Raw genomic sequence first — 18,919 nt, forward strand, 5'->3', positions numbered from 1 at the left:
GGGCGGCGTCTTTGTGTCGTACCTGTGGTGGCTGGGGCCGGTGCCTCGCTTTACGCCCCCCGACCCCCCTGCGCGGCCCGCCCCCGGCGTTGTCGGCCGCCCGTGTATGGGGGCAACGGAACCGGATACGCCCGGCTTCCCGCGACGGGAGGGGACGGGACGCGGAGGGGTGGGGTCGGGGCGTAAAGCGAAGCAGCCCCGAACCCACCCCGGAGCGGCGCGGCCCCGGGCCCGGCCCCCACGGGGTTTCGCCACGCGTTACGCGCGGCCTCGCGCGATACGGCACCGGCCCCCGCGGGTCCCGACCACTGGTCGTCACAGACGCCCGCCGGCGCCACACGCCGCCACAGGCGAAAACGCGAACGCCCCCTCCGCCGCACAGCGGCAAAGGGGGCGTCCGACGGTCCAGCGACCAGCGACTACGCGGCAGCGGACTCCCGCTGCGAACCGGCGGCGGCATCCGTGTCCGCGTCGGCCGAGGCCGACTCCCGCGGAGCCGGCAGCACTGCCATCAGCAGGGCGGAGATGGCGATCGTCGCCGCCCAGCTCAGCCCGTACTTTCCGACGAACGTCGAGGCGAGCGGCCCCGTGAACCAGTCGCACTTCGTGAAGCAGATGCCCGCGATCAGGGCGATCGTCCAGGCCGTCATCGCCTGCCAGCAGAAGCCGCCCACGTACCAGTAGCGGCTGGTGCGGCCGGTGTCCATGAGGCCCTCGGGGTCGTAGCGCACGGCACGGGCCCGGCGGCGGGCCATGTCGACGGCGTAGACGCCGATCCAGGCGGAGAAGGAGACCGCGAGCAGGATCAGGAAGGTGATGAAGGAGCTGAGGAAGCTCTTCGCGACCAGCATCAGCAGCAGACCGCCGACCAGGGAGATCACGGCGTTGATGCTGACGGCCATCGCGCGGGGCAGCTTCACGCCCATGGTCTGCGCGGTGAAGCCGGCCGAGTACATCGACAGGCTGTTGATCAGCAGCATGCCCACGATCGCCGTGACGAGGTAGGGCACGGCCAGCCAGGTCGGCAGGATGTCACCCAGGAAGGAGACCGGGTCCGGAGCCTCGGCGAGGCCCGGGGTGGCCACGGCCATGACCGCGCCCATCAGCACCATCGGGACCATGACCAGGCCCGCGCCCGAGATCGTCGCGCCGACGATCTTCTTGCCGGAGGCCGCGTGCGGGAGGTAGCGGGTGAAGTCGGGGCCGGTGGGCACCCAGCTGATGCCGCCGGCGGCGATCGTGCCGATGCCGGTGATCATCATGGCGGTGGTGCCGGCGGGCTTGGAGAAGACCTCGTCCCAGTCCATGGTGGCGATCAGGTAGCCGAGGACCAGCACACTGAAGATGCCGAAGAGGTACGTCGACCACTTGTTGCACACGTTCAGCGCCTTGCGGCCCATGCCACTGACCAGGAACGTGCAGGCGACGAAGACGAACAGCGTGATCACGATGAGCACGTTGTTGCTCTTGATGCCGAAGAGCAGGTCAAGGACGGTCAGCACCGCATACGCGCCGGTGACCGCGTTGATCGTCTCCCAGCCGAAGCGGGCGACCCACAGGATCGCGCCCGGGAAGAGATTGCCACGCACACCGAAGGTCGCGCGGGAGAGCATCGCGCCCGGGGCGCCGCCCCACTTGCCCGACACCGACAGCACGCCGACCATGCCGAACGACGCGAGCGCGGCGCAGGCGGCGACGATCAGCACCTGCCAGAAGTTCAGCGCGTTGAAGACGACCAGGGCAGCGCCCATGGTGAGCAGCAACACGCTGATGTTGGCCGCGACCCAGGTCGGGAAGAGTTCCCGGACTCTGCCGTGACGCTCCTGGTCCGGTACGGGCTCGATGCCGCGGGTTTCTATCGCGCCTTCTGAATCGGCGAGGACGACGTTGTCCATGAGGTGGGGCTCCGTGCGGGGTGAAGCGAGGCGGGAGGCCTGGGCAGAGGGGGACGTGGGGACTCTACGCGCGTCGCATCGTCGCACGCCACCGTAGTTTGCTCCAACTTTGGCGGGTTGGTCGCTTTGGTCCTCACAACCAAGATCGAACACGCGCGCCACCGTTCGTGGAGTAGCCCCGGCGGCTCGGTGTCCGATACTGGGTCCGTTATGGAAATCGTCATCCTTGCTGTAGTCATCGCTGTGGTCGCGCTCGGCGCGATCAGCGGGCTCGTGGTCAGCAGCCGCAAGAAGAAGCAGCTGCCCCCGGCCCCGCCGAGCAGCCCGTCCGTCACCGCGCCGCCCGCCGAGCCACACGTCGGCGAGGAGGCCGAGACCCCGCGCGCGGAACCGCGCCGGACCATTGAAGAGGTGGACCTGCCGCCGGCCGAGGCGCCGGCCGCGGAGGCACCCGTCGCCGAGCCGGCGGCCCCCGAGGCACCGGCCGCCCCCGAGATCGAGGTCCCCGAGCCCACCGCGGGCCGGCTGGTGCGGCTTCGCGCCCGGCTCTCCCGCTCCCAGAACTCCCTGGGCAAGGGACTGCTCACCCTGCTCTCCCGCGAGCACCTCGACGAGGACACCTGGGAGGAGATCGAGGACACCCTGCTCACCGCCGACGTCGGCGTCGCGCCGACGCAGGAGCTCGTGGAGCGGCTGCGCGAGCGGGTCCGGGTGCTCGGCACCCGCACCCCGGAGGACCTGCGCAACCTGCTCCGTGAGGAGCTGCTCGCCCTCATCGGCACCGACTTCGACCGCAGTGTCCACACCGAGCCCGGTGTGGGGACGAACGGCGAGGAGAAGCCCGGTGTCGTGATGGTCGTCGGCGTGAACGGCACCGGCAAGACCACCACGACCGGCAAGCTGGCGCGCGTGCTCGTCGCCGACGGCAAGTCCGTCGTGCTCGGCGCGGCGGACACCTTCCGTGCCGCCGCCGCCGATCAGCTGCAGACCTGGGGCGAGCGCGTCGGCGCCCGTACGGTCCGCGGGCCCGAGGGCGGCGACCCGGCGTCGATCGCCTTCGACGCGGTCAAGGAGGGCATCGCCGAGAGCGCGGACGTCGTCCTCATCGACACCGCCGGCCGACTGCACACCAAGACCGGGCTCATGGACGAGCTGGGCAAGGTCAAGCGGGTCGTGGAGAAGCACGGCTCGGTGGACGAGGTGCTGCTGGTGCTGGACGCGACCACCGGGCAGAACGGCCTGGTCCAGGCGCGGGTCTTCGCCGAGGTCGTGAACATCACGGGCATCGTCCTGACCAAGCTGGACGGCACCGCCAAGGGCGGCATCGTCGTCGCGGTCCAGCGCGAGCTGGGCGTGCCGGTGAAGCTGGTGGGGCTCGGCGAGGGCGCGGACGACCTCGCGCCGTTCGAGCCGGAGGCGTTCGTCGACGCCCTCATCGGTGACTGAGGCATGAGGTCCTGCCGAAGTCGGCAGGACCTCATCACAGAGGCCCCGCCATGGACATCCGTCCGTGGCGGGGCCTCTTTCTTGTGTGGGGGGTGAACTCGAGGGGGGAACTCCGCGCGCTCAGCTCGCGGCCGAGCGGTGGCAGACATAGGCGAGGGTGCCCAGCAGCAGCCGTGCCTGTGGGGGGTGGCCCGCGGTGTCCAGGGCCGGCGGGCGCAGCCAGCGCATCGGGCCGAGGCCCGCGAAGTCGGAGGGCGGGGCGGTGATGTGGTCACCCGCTCCCAGGCAGCGCAGATCGAGCCGGGCGTCGTCCCAGCCCATGCGGTAGAGCAGCTGGGGGAGTTCGGCGGCGGCGCCGGGTGCGACGAAGAACAGCGCCCGGCTGTGCGGGGTGAGGGCCACCGGACCGAGCGGCAGCCCCATCCGCTCCAGTCGCACCAGCGCGTGCCGGCCCGCCGCCTCCGCGACCTCCAGGACGTCGAACGCGCGGCCCACGGGCAGCAGTACGGCCGCGCCCGGCACCTCGGCCCAGGCGGCCGTGGCATCGTCCAACGTCGCCCCGGCCGGGACGATCGGGGCGAAAGAGAGTGGATGGGCGCCCGGTGCGGGGCAGTCGGCGGCGCCGCACGAACACGTCACGCTCCCGCCGCGGGCCGCCCGGGCGCCGGGCACCACGTCCCACCCCCAGAGGCCGGTGTACTCCGCTACCGTCGTCGCGCACTCCGACGCGCGCCACCGGCGCCGAGAGCTCGAGCGCAGATCCCGGATGCCGCCGATTGTGAAGCCCATACCCCCTCCAACGGGTCGTGCTCGCAGATGGTTACGACTCGGAGTGTCTCGAACACGCACGGTCGCCGACGCCTGCTCTGCGGCGGCGCGACGGTGCGCGACGGGTGGTGCGGCCCGCTCTGTGCGCCCCGATGTGCATCAACCCACCCCCTCCTGATCGTTCCCCTGTCAAGTCAATCGCGTTGTGACGTGGAGGAGTTCATTCGTTGGGGTGGCGAATGGTGGCGATTACTGGACTCTTCTCGCCGAAGCCGTGATCGTAGGATTACTTTCGGTACGCGAACCCGGAGACGCACCCGCCGGTGGGTATGCCGGAGGCATTGCTCCGTCCCGGTGCTCCTTGCCTCGCGACCGTTTATTACCGGCCGAGATGGTGCATCACCGGACAAGCAGTCGCAACAGGCGGCATGCTGTGGGCGGTTCGAGCGCAGAGCAGAGTTCCGGATGGGGGCGTTCCAGTGGGCGGCAACGGCAGCGGCATCGGTGGGGCCGACCAGCCCGATAAGGGCGACAAGCGTCCCAATGAGCAGTTGGGCTCATGGTTCCTGCGCAGTGGCCTGTCGAAGGGCGAACTGGCCCGGCAAGTCAACCGCAGGGCACGGCAGTTGGGTGCCCATCACATCAGCACGGACACCTCGCGGGTGCGGCGCTGGCTCGACGGCGAGCAGCCGCGCGAGCCGATCCCGAAGATCCTCTCCGAGTTGTTCTCCGAGCGCTTCGGCTGCGTGGTGGGCGTCGAGGACATCGGTCTGCGCGCCGCACACCAGTCGCCGTCCGTGTCCGGGGTGGACCTGCCCTGGGCGGGGTCCCAGACCGTCGAGCTGATCAGCGAGTTCTCGCGCAGCGACCTGATGCTGGCGCGGCGCGGTTTCCTCGGTACCTCGCTCGCCCTGGCGGCGGGGCCCGCGCTGATCGAGCCCATGCAGCGCTGGCTGGTGCCGGTCCCGGCGGGCCGTGAGCCCGAGCGGCCGGCCGTTCCCGAGGGCGGCCGCCGCGGGGCCAAGCTCTCCAGGCCGGAGCTGGATCTGCTGGAGTCGACGACCATGATGTTCCGCCAGTGGGACGCCCAGTGTGGTGGCGGGCTGCGCCGCAAGGCCGTGGTCGGGCAGCTCCACGAGGTCACCGACCTGCTCCAGGAGCCCCAGTCGGACGCCACGTCCAAGCGGCTGTTCAAGGTCGCGGCCGAGCTGGCGGAGCTGGCGGGCTGGATGAGCTACGACATCGGTCTGCACCCCACCGCGCAGAAGTATTTCGTGCTGGCCCTGCACGCCGCCAAGGAGGCGGGCGACCGCCCCCTCGGTTCGTACATCCTCTCCAGCATGAGCCGCCAGATGATCCACCTCGGCCGGGCGGACGACGCACTGGAGTTGATCCACCTCGGGCAGTACGGCTCCCGCGAGACGGCCACCGCGCGGACCCAGGCGATGTTGTATGCGATGGAGGCCCGCGCCTACGCCAATATGGGCCAGCCCGCCAAGTGCAAGCGCGCGGTGAACATGGCGGAGGACTGCTTCAGCGACTGTGTGCCGGGCGACGGGGATCCCGACTGGATCCGTTTCTTCTCCGAGGCCGAACTCAACGCGGAGAATGCCCATTCCTACCGGGATCTCGCTTATGTGGCCGGTCGCAGCCCCACCTACGCCTCGCTCGCGCGGCCGAAGATGGAGACCGCCGTCGAGCTCTTCGAGCAGGACCCGGAGCACCAGCGGTCGTATGCGCTCAACCTCATCGGCATGGCCACCGTGCACCTCATGGAGCGCGAGCCCGAGCAGTCCACGGTGCTCGCCGGAAAGGCCCTCAAGATCGCCAAGCAGGTGCGTTCGGAGCGGGTCAACAACCGGCTGCGCAAGACCGTCGACACCGCCGTGCGTGACTTCGGCGATGTGGCCGAAGTCGTCGATCTGACCGAGCAACTCGCCGTTCACCTGCCGGAATCCGTGGAGACCGCGCACGCGGTCTGACCCCTCCGGCCCCTCGACCCGGCCGCGACGACCATCCCGTACAGCCCGACTCGGCTCCCCCTACGCCAGGTCACTTCGGTTGGTCGTCGCGGTCGGCCTTCTCGCGCCGCCGGACCGCGGCCGTCCGCACGGTCCGGCGAGCCGTGCGGGTGCGGTTCATCGGGGCGTAACACGTCGGCCGCCTTCGTCACTGTCGCGAAACAATCGATGGCATCGGCTGAAATCGCGCTGCGTCAGCCTCGAGGCCATACCGGCCCATCGCATTTCCCGCCCGCACGGGTGTACGGGTCGCCGCTTCGAGGAGACGACGACATTGAATGGCGCAGATACCGCATTCGTATTGATCAGTGCCGCGCTCGTGATGCTGATGACACCGGGCCTTGCCTTCTTCTACGGCGGCATGGTGCGGGTGAAGAGCACGCTCAACATGCTGATGATGTCCTTCATCTCGCTCGGCATCGTCTCGGTGCTCTGGGTGCTCTACGGGTACTCGCTCGCCTTCGGCGATGACCTCGGTGGCGGGCTGCTGGGCAACTTCGACCACATCGGCCTCAAAGGCATCAGCCCCGAGACCCTGACGGGCGGCAAGGAAGGCATCCCCGTCCTCGCCTTCGCCCTCTTCCAATTGATGTTCGCGGCCCTCACCCCCGCGCTGATGAGCGGGGCCCTCGCGGACCGCGTGAAGTTCAGCGCCTGGGCGCTGTTCATCACCCTCTGGGTGACGGTCGTCTACTTCCCGGTCGCGCACTGGGTCTGGCAGGCCGACGGCTGGCTCTTCAAGCTCAAGGTGATCGACTTCGCGGGCGGCACGGCCGTCCACATCAACGCCGGTGTCGGCGCGCTCGCCGCCGTCCTCGTCGTCGGCAAGCGCATCGGCTTCAAGAAGGACCCGATGCGGCCGCACAGCCTGCCGCTGGTGATGCTCGGCGCGGCGCTCCTGTGGTTCGGCTGGTTCGGCTTCAATGCGGGCTCGGCGCTCGCCGCCAACGGCGTCGCCGCCAACATGGCGATGAACACCCAGGTGGCCACCGGTGCCGCGATGCTCGGCTGGCTCGTCTACGAACGTATCCGGCACGGCGCCTTCACCACCCTCGGCGCGGCCTCAGGCGCCGTCGCGGGCCTGGTCGCGATCACCCCGGCCGGCGCCGCCGTCAACGCCTTCGGCGCGATCCTCATCGGACTTGTCGCCGGTGCCGTCTGCTCCTGGGCCGTCAGCCTCAAGTTCAAGCTGGGCTTCGACGACTCCCTCGACGTGGTCGGCGTGCACCTCGTCGGCGGTGTGATCGGCACCCTCCTCGTCGGCGTCCTCGCCACCGGCGGTGTCGGCGGCGCGACCCAGCTCGGCCGGCAGGCCGCCGGGGCGTTCGCCGTGATGGGCTACTCCTTCGTCGTCTCCTGGCTTCTGGCCAAGGGCGTCGACAAGGCGATCGGCTTCCGTGCCTCCGAGGACGACGAGGTCAGCGGCGTCGACCAGGCCTACCACGCCGAGAGCGCCTACGACTTCAGCGCGGTCGCGGGCGTCTCCTCCGCACGGGCCGCCGCGCCGGCCGCCGTATCCGACAAGGCGCAGAACAAGAAGGTGGACGCATGAAGCTCATCACCGCGGTCGTCAAGCCGCACCGGATCGACGAGATCAAGGACGCGCTGCGGACCTTCGGCGTCCAGGGTCTGACCGTCACCGAGGCCAGCGGCTACGGCAGGCAGCGCGGTCACACCGAGGTCTACCGCGGCGCCGAGTACGAGATCGACCTCGTTCCGAAGATCCGCATAGAGGTACTCGTGGAGGACGCCGACGCCGAGGACGTCGTCGACGTCGTCGTGAAGACGGCCCGCACGGGGAAGATCGGCGACGGCAAGGTCTGGGTCGTCCCGGTCGAGACGGTGGTGCGCGTCCGGACCGGAGACCGCGGCCCGGACGCGCTCTGAGCCCGGAGCGAGCCCACCGGAAGAGGGCCGGAGCAGGGGCCGGAGCAGGGGCCGGAACAGGGGCCGGAGCAGAGCCGGAAGAGGGGAAGCCCGAGTTGACCGAGATCAAGACGGACGAGACCGGATCCGGTCGTCCTGGCCGTCCCGGCCGTCCAGGCCGGCCCGACCCCGGCGGCTACGCGGCGGCCCGGCTGCACCTCCTGCACGAGGAGGCACCGGCCGGGCCGCCGCGCCGCGCCGCGCTCGCGCGCGCCACCGACGCGTGGCTGGGCGGCCTGCTCGGCGCGGCGCGGGGCGTCGCGATGGTGGCCGTCGGTGGCTACGGGCGCGGCGAGCTGTCTCCGCGCAGCGACCTCGACGTGCTGCTCCTGCACGACGGCTCCGCGGACGCGCCCGCCATCGCGGCGCTCGCCGACCGCGTCTGGTACCCCGTGTGGGACCTGGGACTCGCTCTCGACCACTCCGTCCGCACCCCCGCCGAGGCGCGCAAGACCGCGGCCGGCGACCTCAAGGTCCACCTCGGTCTCCTCGACGCCCGCCATATCGCCGGCGACCCCACCCTCACCGCCGGGCTGCGCACGGCGGCCTACGAGGACTGGCGGGCCCAGGCGCCCGCCCGGCTGCCGGAGCTGCGCGAGCTGGGGGAGGAGCGGGCCCGCCGCCAGGGAGAGCTGCGGTTCCTGCTGGAACCCGACCTGAAGGAGGCGCGCGGCGGGCTCCGTGACGCGACCGCGCTGCGGGCCGTGGCCGCGTCCTGGCTGGCCGACGCGCCCCGCGAGGGCCTGGAGGAGGCCCGGGCGCTGCTGCTCGACACCCGCGACGCACTGCACCTGGCCACCGGCCGGGCCACGGACCGGCTCGCCCTCCAGGAACAGCACCAGGTCGCCACCGGGCTCGGGCTGCCCGGTGCGGACGCGCTGCTGCGCGAGGTCTACGAAGCGGCCCGCACCGTCTCGTACGCCGCCGACGTCACCTGGCGCGAAGTGGGACGGGTGCTGCGGGCCCGGTCCGGGCGGCCCCGGCTGCGCCGGCTCCTCGGCGGGCGGGGCGGCCGCGGCGGGTTCGTGGAGCCCGAGCGCACCCCGCTGGCGGAAGGCGTCGTCGAACAGGACGGCGAAGCCGTGCTCGCCCGCACCGCCCGGCCCGAGCGCGACCCCGTCCTGCCGCTGCGCGCGGCGGCCGTGGCGGCGCAGGCGGGGCTGCCGCTGTCCCGGCACGCCGTACGCCGCCTCGCGGGCGCCGGTCCGCTGCCGGTGCCGTGGCCGGACGAGGCCCGCGAGCAGCTCGTCACGTTGCTCGGGGCGGGGGAGTCCACGGTCGGCGTCTGGGAGGCCCTCGAAGCGGAGGGCATCGTCTCCCGGCTCCTGCCCGAGTGGGAGCACGTGCGCTGCCGCCCGCAGCGCAACCCCGTCCACCGCTGGACCGTCGACCGGCACCTGGTCGAGACGGCCGTCCGGGCCGCCGCCCTCACCCGCCGCGTCGGCCGCCCCGACCTGCTGCTCGTCGCGGCCCTCCTGCACGACCTCGGCAAGGGCCTGCCCGGTGACCACAGCGTCGCGGGCGAGACCATCGCCCGGGACGTGGCGCCCCGGCTGGGCTTCGGTCCGGCCGACACGGAGACCCTCGCCACCCTCGTACGCCACCACCTGCTGCTCGTCGAGACCGCCACCCGCCGTGACCTCGACGACCCGGCCACCGTCCGCTCGGTCACGGACGCCATCGGGCACCCGGACACCCTGGAGCTGCTGCACGCCCTCACCGAGGCCGACGCCCTCGCCACCGGACCGGCGGCCTGGAGCGCCTGGCGGGCCTCGCTGGTCGCCGACCTGGTCCGCCGTGCCGGTGCCGCCCTCGCGGGTGGTGCGACCCCGAGCCGCGCGGAGGCGGCGGCGCCGACCGTGGAGGAGGAGCGGCTGGCGATCGAGGCGCTGCGCACGGGCGGCCCGGTGCTGGTCCTGCGCACCCGGCCGGAAGGCGCCGATGCCCCGACGGACACCCCGACGGGCACCCCTACGGACCCCAAGGACGCCGGTGCCCCGGCGCCCGTGGGTATCGAGCTGCTCGTCGCCGTCCCCGACCAGCCGGGCGTGCTGCCCGCGACGGCCGGGGTCCTCGCCCTGCACCGGCTGACGGTCCGCGCGGCGGAACTGCGCGCGATCGCGCCGGAGCCCGCCGTCGGCGGCAGCGCCCTGGTGCTGAACTGGCGGGTGGCCGCCGAGTACGGCGCGCCCCCCGAGGCGGCCCGTCTGCGCAACGACCTGGTGCGGGCCCTGGCGGGCACCTTGGACATCGCGGGCCGGCTGGCCGAGCGCGAGGCCGCCTACGGCAAACGGCGCCGGGGCGTTTCTCCCGCGCCGCCGCGGGTGAGCGTGGTGGAGGGCGTCTCGCGGGCCGCGACGGTGGTGGAAGTGCGGGCGCACGACGCCCCCGGGCTGCTGCACCGGATCGGCCGGGCCCTGGACGCGGCCGGGGTGTGGGTGCGCAGCGCCCACGTCTCCACGCTGGGGGCGAACGCCGTGGACACCGTCTACCTCACCCGGCGGGACGGCTCACCGCTGCCGGACGCGGCGGCGGTGGCGCTGGCGAAGGCGGTGGAGGACGCCCTGAGGTGAGACGGTGGCCTGCGAGGGCCCGGGCATTGGGCACGGCATGCTCCCCGGCGCGGCGGGGATGACCCACCGGCACAGCAGATCACCAAGATCGCCAAAGTCTGCTCCCCGCCCTGGGATGTGGCCTCTGCCTGGCTTATTAACCGGGGAGAGGCCACCCTGCTTTCCCGGCCGGATACCCTGGAGGTCGATTCAAACTGCCCCCGACCGCGAGGACCGACGAGCGCCGTGTTCGATACTCTCTCCGACCGTCTCAGTGCGACCTTCAAATCCCTGCGTGGCAAGGGTCGGCTGTCCGAGTCGGACATCGACGCCACCGCCCGTGAAATCCGTATCGCCCTGCTTGAGGCCGATGTCGCCCTTCCCGTCGTCCGGGCCTTCATCAAGCAGGTCAAGGAGCGTGCGCTCGGTGCCGAGGTCTCCAAGGCGCTGAATCCTGCTCAGACCGTCATCAAGATCGTCAACGAGGAGCTCATCGGCATCCTCGGCGGCGAGACCCGGCGGCTGCGTTTCGCCAAGACCGCGCCGACCGTGATCATGCTCGCCGGTCTCCAGGGTGCCGGTAAGACCACCCTCGCCGGCAAGCTCGGCCACTGGCTGAAGGGCCAGGGCCACAGCCCGCTGCTCGTCGCCTGTGACCTCCAGCGCCCCAACGCCGTGAACCAGCTCAGCGTCGTCGCCGAGCGCGCCGGCGTCGGCGTGTACGCGCCGCAGCCGGGCAACGGCGTGGGCGACCCCGTCCAGGTCGCCAAGGACTCGATCGAGTTCGCCCGCACCAAGCAGTACGACATCGTCATCGTCGACACCGCCGGCCGCCTCGGCATCGACGCCGAGATGATGCAGCAGGCCGCCGACATCCGTGACGCCGTCTCGCCGGACGAGATCCTCTTCGTCGTCGACGCGATGATCGGCCAGGACGCGGTCAACACCGCCGAGGCCTTCCGCGACGGCGTCGGCTTCGACGGCGTGGTGCTCTCCAAGCTCGACGGCGACGCCCGCGGTGGTGCCGCCCTGTCGGTCGCGCACGTGACCGGCAAGCAGGTCATGTTCGCCTCCAACGGCGAGAAGCTGGACGACTTCGACGCGTTCCACCCGGACCGCATGGCGTCCCGCATCCTCGGCATGGGCGACATGCTCAGCCTCATCGAGAAGGCCGAGCAGACCTTCAGCCAGGACGAGGCCGAGAAGATGGCGGCCAAGCTGGCGAAGGGGCCGAAGGAGTTCACGCTCGACGACTTCCTGTCCCAGATGGAGCAGGTCCGCAAGATGGGCAGCATCAGCAAGCTGCTCGGGATGCTGCCCGGCATGGCGCAGATGAAGGACCAGATCAACAACCTCGACGAGCGCGACGTGGACCGCACCGCCGCGATCATCAAGTCGATGACCCCGGCCGAGCGCCAGGACCCGCACATCATCAACGGCTCGCGCCGCGCCCGTATCGCCAAGGGCTCGGGCGTGGAGGTCAGCGCGGTCAAGAACCTCGTGGAGCGCTTCTTCGAGGCCCGCAAGATGATGTCGCGCATGGCCCAGGGCGGCGGTATGCCGGGCATGCCGGGAATCCCGGGCATGGGCGGCGGCCCCGGCCGGCAGAAGAAGCAGCAGAAGCAGGCCAAGGGCAAGCGCAAGAGCGGCAACCCGATGAAGCGCAAGGCCGAGGAGCAGGCCGCGGCCGCGCGCCGCGAGCAGGGCGACAACCCGCTGGAGCTGCCCGCTCAGGCTCCGCAGAACTTCGAACTGCCCGACGAGTTCAAGAAATTCATGGGCTGAGACCGAGCCATCGGCCCCGGCCGGTGAAATCGCCCGTCACGGCTCAGCCGTGGCGGGCGATTTCGTTGTCCGGTCGCGGGCCGTGGCGCGGGCTAGACGCGCGCGATGAGGTAGCGGAAGACATTCGGCATCCAGACGGTCCCGTCCCGGCGCAGATAGGGGTGCAGGGCCTCGACCAATTCCTTGGTCACCTGCTCCTCGTCCGTCGCCCGCATCGCCGCGTCGAACGCACCCGTCGACAGCAGGCCGCGCACCGCGCTGCTCATGTCGGCGTAGCCGTACGGGCACGCCACCCGCCCCGAGCCGTCCGGCACCAGCCCGGCCCGGCGGGCCAGGTCCTCCAGATCGTCACGGCCACTGGGCCGCCAGCGAGCAGGCGCGCACATCGGGTCCGCGAGCCGGGCCGCGACTCGAAGCGCCCCCGAGGCCGCACAGCGCTCCTGCGGTCCCCAGCCGGCCAGCACGACCGGAGCGCCGTGCTCGGCGCAGGCGGCGGCCCGGGACAGCGCCTCCGCCATGCCGCGGGCGCTGCCGCCCGCGCAGTACAGCGGATCGAAGGCCGTGATGAGATTGAAGGCCGGAACGCCCGGTTCGAGGACGCACTCCGGACCGCCGTGGCCCAGCCGCGTGCCGTCGCCGCCGGATCCCTTGGGTACCAGCCGTTCCCGGGCCAGCTCCAGCCTGCGCCCGTCCTGGTCGACGCCGGAGACGGCGGCCCCGCGGGCCGCGGCCATCAGCAGCGCCAGGCCGGAGCCGCAGCCGAGGCTGAGGAGCCGGGTGCCCGCGCCGACCTCCAGTCGTTCGTAGACCGCTTCGTAGAGCGGCACCAGCATCCGTTCCTGGATTTCCGCCCAGTCGCGGGCCCGGGGATCGGGCGACGTGGAGGACGGCCGGTGCCGCCGTACGAGCGTTGGTGTCATCGAAAGCGCCCCAATCCGCCGAGAGACGTGATCTGCTCCTGATTGCCGCCCCCGTGTTGCTGTGCGCGCTGCTGTGAAACACCCCCGATAGCCAGAGAACTCCGCTTCCGTCCCCGAGTCCAGAGGGCCGGTGCCAGAACGTTCCCGTCCGTCCACGATGGCATGTGCCGGGTGTCATCGCACGGAGAGGATTCCGGGAGGGGCCGGACGAAAAACCGGACGGGGCAGAGACCGACCGGGCGAATCGGGGGCGGACGCCCGGTGGCCGAGGGCCGGCCGGCGGGTTTCCGGAAGGCAGCCGGACAGGGGCCGGAACAGGGACCGGAACTGGGGCTGGGACAGGAGCCGGACCGGGGCCGGGACGGGGGATTCACGCTCGACCCCGAGTGGCCCGTACCATTCGCACCATGGCAAAGGCTCCCATTCTCACCCCCCAGGCGGAAGATTTCCCGCGCTGGTACCAGGACTTGATCAACAAGGCCGAGCTGGCCGACAACGGCCCGGTGCGCGGCACCATGGTCATCCGCCCGTACGGGTACGGGCTCTGGGAGCGCATGCAGCAGGAGATGGACGCGCGCATCAAGGACGCGGGCGCCCAGAACGCGTACTTCCCGCTCTTCATCCCGCAGTCCTACCTGACGAAGGAAGCCGAGCACGTCGAGGGCTTCGCCCCCGAGCTGGCCGTCGTCACGCACGGCGGCGGCAAGGAGCTCGAAGAGCCGGTCGTCGTCCGGCCGACCTCCGAGACGATCATCAACGAGTACTTCTCCAAGTGGGTGCAGAGCTACCGCGACCTGCCCCTGCTGATCAACCAGTGGGCCAACGTGGTCCGTTGGGAGATGCGCCCCCGCGTCTTCCTCCGCACGAGCGAGTTCCTCTGGCAGGAGGGCCACACCGCCCACGCCACCTACGAGGACGCCCGCGACTACGCCGCCCGCATCCACCGCGACGTCTACGCCGACTTCATGGTCAACGTCCTCGGCATCGATGTGGTCCTGGGCCGCAAGACCGCCAAGGAGCGGTTCGCCGGCGCCATCAACACCCTCACCCTCGAGGGCATGATGGGCGACGGCAAGGCCCTCCAGCTGGGCACCAGCCACGAGCTGGGCCAGAACTTCGCCAAGGCCTTCAACACCCAGTACCTGTCCAAGGACAGCAAGCAGGAGCTGGTCTGGCAGACCTCGTGGGGCGTCTCGACCCGCATGGTCGGCGGTCTGATCATGTCGCACGGCGACGACAGCGGTCTGCGCGTCCCGCCGCGGCTGGCGCACGTCCAGGTCGTCGTCATGGCGATCAAGGGCGACGAGGCCGTGGCCAAGGTCCGTGAGCTCGGTGACCGGCTGAAGGCCGCGGGCATCCGCGTCCAGGTCGACGACCGCGTCGACACCCCCTTCGGCCGCCGGGCCGTGGACTGGGAGCTCAAGGGCGTACCGGTCCGCATCGAGATCGGCCCGCGCGACCTGGAGAACGGCACCGCGATGCTGGCCCGCCGGATCCCCGGCGGCAAGGAGCCGGTGACCATCGACTCCCTCGTCGACCTGCTGCCGAAGGTGCTGGAGGAGGACCAGGCGCAGCTGCTGCGCGAGTCGCGCGAGCGCCGTGAGTCCCGTACGGCCGACGTCAGCACCATCGAGGAGGCCGCCGAGGCCGCCGTCGCCGGTGGCTGGGCGCGGATCCGCTGGGCGGACCTGGGCCCCGAGGGCGAGGCCAAGCTCGGTGAGCAGGCCGTGTCCGTGCGCTGCCTGGTCGCCGAGGACGGCTCGGTGCCGGACGCTGACGACGCCCCGGGCACCATCGCCATCGTCGGCCGTTCCTACTGATCCCTGCTGGGCCCTGCCGGGTTGTGCTGGGCCCTGCCGGTTCCTACCGGGGCCACCCGGGCGCCAGCGGCGCCCGGGCCGCCTGGGGGGGCACGCCCCCGGCGTGAGCCGGTCGATTCACCCTTACCGGTGAGTCAGTACGTCCACTCTTGCGAACGGGTGCGCGGCTTCTCCACAGATCTGCGCACCCGCCCTCGTCAGGACGCATGAGCGTGAAACTGACTGGTACGTGCAAATTATTTGGGATGGCCCGGTATCGGAACACCGGGCCATCCTTGCTCGTTGTCACGACGTGAGCACGACACCACCTGTTCTCGCCGCAGAGCTGGCGCAGGCGTGGGCCGACATTCAGCGGTACCACCCCGAGCTGCCAGATCTTGCCGCGCCCGAATCGTTGATCGGGGAGTCGTCGTCCGCCTGCGGCGCCGAGCTCTCCTTCGAACGGCTGCTGCACGAGGCAGTGCACGGCATCGCGGCCGCCCGCGGTATCCGTGACACCTCCCGTGCCGGTCGCTACCACAACCGCCGGTTCCTCGCGATCGCCGAGGAGCTGGGGCTCGACCACAGCGATGAGCCGCATCCCAGCAGCGGTTTCTCCCTGGTCGTGCTCAACCCGGAGGCGCGCAAGCGCTACCGCCCGACGATCGACAGACTCCAGCGTGCCCTCAAGGCGCACACGGTCGCGACCGCCGCCGACACCTCGCGCACGTTCCGGGGCCCGGCCGCGCGGCACGGCTCCTCCGGCGGAGGGGTGCGCGTGAAGGCGGTGTGTGACTGCGGCCGTAATGTCCGAGTCGTGCCCTCCGTGCTGGCCCAGGCGCCGATCATGTGCGGCGGCTGTGGCAAGCCGTTCCGCATCCCCGAGGCCGTATCGGTCGGCTGACCTGGAGCGGTGTGGCACAATGGGACGCTGTACTCGACAGTCGCATAGGACCCCTCTCTCCTCCGGCTGACGCGTCCATCGGGCACCCGAGTACCGCAACCCCACGTGGCATCTCATGTGCCCAACCACGTCAAGACCAGGAGACACCACTCCAGTGGCAGTCAAGATCAAGCTGAAGCGTCTGGGCAAGATCCGTTCGCCTCACTACCGCATCGTCGTCGCCGACTCCCGTACCCGCCGTGACGGCCGGGCCATCGAGGAGATCGGTCTGTACCACCCGGTGCAGAACCCCTCGCGCATCGAGGTCGACACGGACCGCGTCCAGTACTGGCTGAGCGTCGGCGCGCAGCCGACCGAGCCCGTCATGGCCATCCTCAAGGTCACCGGCGACTGGCAGAAGTTCAAGGGTCTGCCGGCCCCGGCCCCGATGCTCCTCCCCGAGACCAAGGAGGACAAGCGTCGCGCGTTCGACGAGTTCACCAAGGGTCTCGAGGCTGGCGCCGCGAAGGGTGAGGCCATCACCCCGAAGGCCAAGAAGTCGGAGAAGAAGGACGAGGCCGCCGCGGCCGAGTCCGCTGAGTCGACCGAGGCCTGAGGATGCTCGAGGAGGCCCTTGAGCACCTCGTAAAGGGCATCGTCGACAACCCCGACGAGGTGCAGGTCGCTTCGCGCAACCTGCGTCGTGGTCGCGTGCTCGAGGTTCGGGTCCACCCCGATGACCTCGGCAAGGTGATCGGCCGTAACGGCCGCACCGCACGCGCGCTGCGCACCGTCGTGGGCGCCATCGGCGGCCGTGGTATCCGCGTCGACCTCGTCGATGTGGATCAGGTCCGCTGAGAAGCGATAGAGCACCGGCACGGGCCGGGAAGGGTTACGGCCCTTCCCGGCCCGTTGTCGCGTTCGTACGCAAAAGCCGCGTCCGCGGGCGGAAGCCCTACGCGGAAGCAGAGAAGGATTCACAGTGCAGCTGGTAGTCGGCAGGATCGGCCGCGCCCATGGGATCAAGGGCGAGGTCACGGTTGAGGTGCGTACGGACGAGCCCGAGCTGCGGCTCGGCCCCGGCGCCGTCCTGGCCACGGACCCCGCCGGGGTGGGGCCGCTGACCATCGAGACCGGCCGGGTGCACAGCGGCCGGCTGCTGCTGCGGTTCGCCGGCGTCAAGGACCGCACGGGCGCCGAGGCGCTCCGCAATACGCTCCTGATCGCCGAGATCGACCCCGAGGACGTCCCCGAGGACCCCGAGGAGTTCTACGACCACCAGCTGATGGACCTCGACGTCGTCACCGTCGACGGGATCGAGATCGGCCGGATCACCGAGATCTCCCACCTGCCGTCGCAGGACCTGTTCATCGTGGAGCGCCCCGACGGCAGCGAGGTGATGATCCCCTTCGTCGCCGAGATCGTCCCGGAAATCGACCTGGAGGCACAGCGCGCGATCATCGACCCGCCGCCGGGTCTGATCGACGCCGGCCAGGCCGTGATCGCGAGCGCCCGGGACGCCGAGGCGGCCGACGACGCGAAGGGTGACGCGTGATGCGGCTCGACATCGTCACGATCTTCCCCGAGTACCTCGAACCGCTGAACGTCTCGCTCGTCGGCAAGGCCCGCGCCCGTGGCCAGCTCGATGTGCGCATCCACGACCTGCGGGAATGGACGCACGACCGGCACAACACCGTCGACGACACCCCGTACGGCGGCGGCCCCGGCATGGTCATGAAGCCCGAGCCCTGGGGCGAGGCGCTCGACTCGATCATCGAGTCCGGGAGCGGCTCCGGGGACTCCGGTGACGGTTCCGCCGACGCCTCCGGTGACGGCTTCGATGGTGCCGAGGCTGCCCGCCCCGTCCTGGTCGTTCCGACGCCCAGCGGCAAGCCCTTCACCCAGCAGCTCGCCGTGGAGCTGTCCGAGAAGCCGTGGCTGGTCTTCACCCCCGCCCGCTACGAGGGCATCGACCGCCGCGTCATCGAGGAGTACGGCGACCGCCTCGACGTGCGCGAGGTCTCCATCGGCGACTACGTGCTGGCGGGCGGCGAAGCCCCGGTCCTGGTCATGGTCGAGGCCATCGCCCGGCTGCTGCCCGGTGTGCTGGGCAACGCCGAGTCCCACCGGGACGACTCCTTCGCCCCCGGTGCCATGGCCGACCTCCTGGAGGGCCCGGTCTACACCAAGCCTCCCCAGTGGCGCGGCCGCGGTATCCCGGACGTCCTGCTCAGCGGCCACCACGGCAAGATCGCCCGGTGGCGGCGCGACGAGGCCTTCCGGCGGACGGTGGAGAACCGCCCCGACCTCATCCACCGCGCCGACCCGGCCGCCTTCGACAAGAAGGACCGCGAAACCCTCTCGATCCTGGGCTGGGCCCCGGGGCCGGACGGCCGATTTGGGCCACTGGCCCCGGACGTGGAAGAATAAGCCGTTGCCTTGCGTCCGGCGCGCGCCCCTGCCACAGGGGGAACGACGTTCGCCCGACGTTTCGGTACACCCCCATCATCATTACGAATTTCCGCTGATGACCTGTGGCATCGGCGAGGAGAGCAGACGGTTATGAACCTTCTCGACAACGTCGACGCCGCATCGCTGCGCACGGACGTCCCGAACTTCCGCCCCGGTGACACCGTGAACGTTCACGTTCGCGTCATCGAAGGCAACCGCTCCCGTGTGCAGCAGTTCAAGGGTGTCGTCATCCGTCGCCAGGGTGCGGGCGTCCGCGAGACCTTCACGGTCCGCAAGGTCTCCTTCTCCGTCGGCGTCGAGCGCACCTTCCCGGTGCACAGCCCGATCTTCGAGAAGGTCGAGCTCGTCACCCGCGGTGACGTGCGTCGCGCCAAGCTGTACTACCTCCGTGAGCTCCGCGGCAAGGCCGCGAAGATCAAGGAGAAGCGCGACAACTGAGCTTCTGTCGGGGG

General features: G+C 70.9%; 16 protein-coding genes. 13 read left to right on the top strand and 3 right to left on the bottom strand.

What is annotated here, in order from left to right; translation table 11 throughout:
- Positions 1 to 419: 419 nt before the first annotated feature.
- The gene (locus JO379_RS24585; protein WP_130880127.1) at positions 420 to 1,895 is read right to left on the bottom strand and encodes a purine-cytosine permease family protein; all 1,476 of its coding nucleotides are present in this window, start codon (positions 1,893 to 1,895) and stop codon (positions 420 to 422) included.
- A gap of 210 nt (positions 1,896 to 2,105) precedes the next feature.
- Here JO379_RS24585 and ftsY point away from each other — a divergent pair, with 210 nt between their 5' ends.
- Positions 2,106 to 3,341 carry a signal recognition particle-docking protein FtsY gene (ftsY, locus tag JO379_RS24590; RefSeq protein ID WP_130880128.1) on the top strand — a complete coding sequence of 412 codons (1,236 nt, stop codon included), beginning with the start codon at positions 2,106 to 2,108 and terminating at the stop codon, positions 3,339 to 3,341.
- 120 nt (positions 3,342 to 3,461) lie between these two features.
- Here the strand turns inward: ftsY and JO379_RS24595 are convergent, their stop codons facing one another.
- Complete coding sequence (locus JO379_RS24595) at positions 3,462 to 4,130, bottom strand: bifunctional DNA primase/polymerase (RefSeq protein WP_130880129.1); 669 nt, start codon at positions 4,128 to 4,130, stop codon at positions 3,462 to 3,464.
- A 458-nt stretch (positions 4,131 to 4,588) separates the two neighbouring features.
- Between JO379_RS24595 and nsdA the strand changes: the two genes are divergently transcribed.
- From nsdA to ffh, 5 genes are all read left to right on the top strand, one after another.
- Complete coding sequence (gene nsdA, locus JO379_RS24600) at positions 4,589 to 6,091, top strand: transcriptional repressor NsdA (protein ID WP_207303987.1); 1,503 nt, start codon at positions 4,589 to 4,591, stop codon at positions 6,089 to 6,091.
- Between the two features lie 313 nt (positions 6,092 to 6,404).
- A complete protein-coding gene (locus tag JO379_RS24605; protein WP_130880130.1) occupies positions 6,405 to 7,682 on the top strand; it encodes an ammonium transporter in 1,278 nt (425 codons plus the stop codon).
- On the top strand, positions 7,679 to 8,017 hold the full coding sequence (locus JO379_RS24610) for a P-II family nitrogen regulator (protein ID WP_130880131.1): 339 nt from the start codon (positions 7,679 to 7,681) through the stop codon (positions 8,015 to 8,017). Before JO379_RS24605 ends, JO379_RS24610 begins: the two co-directional genes overlap by 4 nt.
- 191 nt (positions 8,018 to 8,208) lie before the next feature.
- The gene (locus JO379_RS24615) at positions 8,209 to 10,629 is read left to right on the top strand and encodes a [protein-PII] uridylyltransferase (RefSeq protein ID WP_245382475.1); all 2,421 of its coding nucleotides are present in this window, start codon (positions 8,209 to 8,211) and stop codon (positions 10,627 to 10,629) included.
- A gap of 225 nt (positions 10,630 to 10,854) precedes the next feature.
- Positions 10,855 to 12,393 carry a signal recognition particle protein gene (gene ffh / locus JO379_RS24620; protein WP_130880132.1) on the top strand — a complete coding sequence of 513 codons (1,539 nt, stop codon included), beginning with the start codon at positions 10,855 to 10,857 and terminating at the stop codon, positions 12,391 to 12,393.
- Between the two features lie 92 nt (positions 12,394 to 12,485).
- On the opposite strand, the gene JO379_RS24625 is transcribed toward ffh, so the two are convergent.
- Positions 12,486 to 13,313 (bottom strand): MDR/zinc-dependent alcohol dehydrogenase-like family protein, encoded by an 828-nt coding sequence (locus JO379_RS24625; protein ID WP_130880133.1) that lies wholly within the window; start codon positions 13,311 to 13,313, stop codon positions 12,486 to 12,488.
- Positions 13,314 to 13,720: 407 nt separating this feature from the next.
- Here JO379_RS24625 and proS point away from each other — a divergent pair, with 407 nt between their 5' ends.
- The 7 genes from proS to rplS all read left to right on the top strand — a co-directional run bounded on the left by proS (position 13,721) and on the right by rplS (position 18,905).
- Entirely contained in the window at positions 13,721 to 15,133 is a 1,413-nt protein-coding gene (gene proS, locus JO379_RS24630; protein ID WP_130880134.1) for a proline--tRNA ligase, read from the top strand.
- Positions 15,134 to 15,425: 292 nt separating this feature from the next.
- A complete protein-coding gene (locus JO379_RS24635) occupies positions 15,426 to 16,016 on the top strand; it encodes a hypothetical protein (protein WP_130880135.1) in 591 nt (196 codons plus the stop codon).
- Between the two features lie 154 nt (positions 16,017 to 16,170).
- Complete coding sequence (rpsP, locus tag JO379_RS24640) at positions 16,171 to 16,611, top strand: 30S ribosomal protein S16 (RefSeq protein WP_130880136.1); 441 nt, start codon at positions 16,171 to 16,173, stop codon at positions 16,609 to 16,611.
- 2 nt (positions 16,612 to 16,613) lie between these two features.
- Positions 16,614 to 16,853 carry an RNA-binding protein gene (locus JO379_RS24645; RefSeq protein WP_020868149.1) on the top strand — a complete coding sequence of 80 codons (240 nt, stop codon included), beginning with the start codon at positions 16,614 to 16,616 and terminating at the stop codon, positions 16,851 to 16,853.
- A 124-nt stretch (positions 16,854 to 16,977) separates the two neighbouring features.
- Complete coding sequence (gene rimM / locus JO379_RS24650; RefSeq protein ID WP_209517016.1) at positions 16,978 to 17,550, top strand: ribosome maturation factor RimM; 573 nt, start codon at positions 16,978 to 16,980, stop codon at positions 17,548 to 17,550.
- Positions 17,550 to 18,425: a tRNA (guanosine(37)-N1)-methyltransferase TrmD gene (trmD, locus tag JO379_RS24655; RefSeq protein ID WP_130880138.1), complete on the top strand. Its 876-nt coding sequence runs from the start codon at positions 17,550 to 17,552 to the stop codon at positions 18,423 to 18,425. The genes rimM and trmD overlap by 1 nt, the downstream gene beginning before the upstream one ends.
- A 132-nt stretch (positions 18,426 to 18,557) precedes the next feature.
- Entirely contained in the window at positions 18,558 to 18,905 is a 348-nt protein-coding gene (gene rplS / locus JO379_RS24660; RefSeq protein ID WP_130880139.1) for a 50S ribosomal protein L19, read from the top strand.
- Positions 18,906 to 18,919: the final 14 nt, after the last annotated feature.

Source organism: Streptomyces syringium, from assembly GCF_017876625.1.
GTDB classification, from domain to species: Bacteria; Actinomycetota; Actinomycetes; order Streptomycetales; family Streptomycetaceae; genus Streptomyces; species Streptomyces syringius.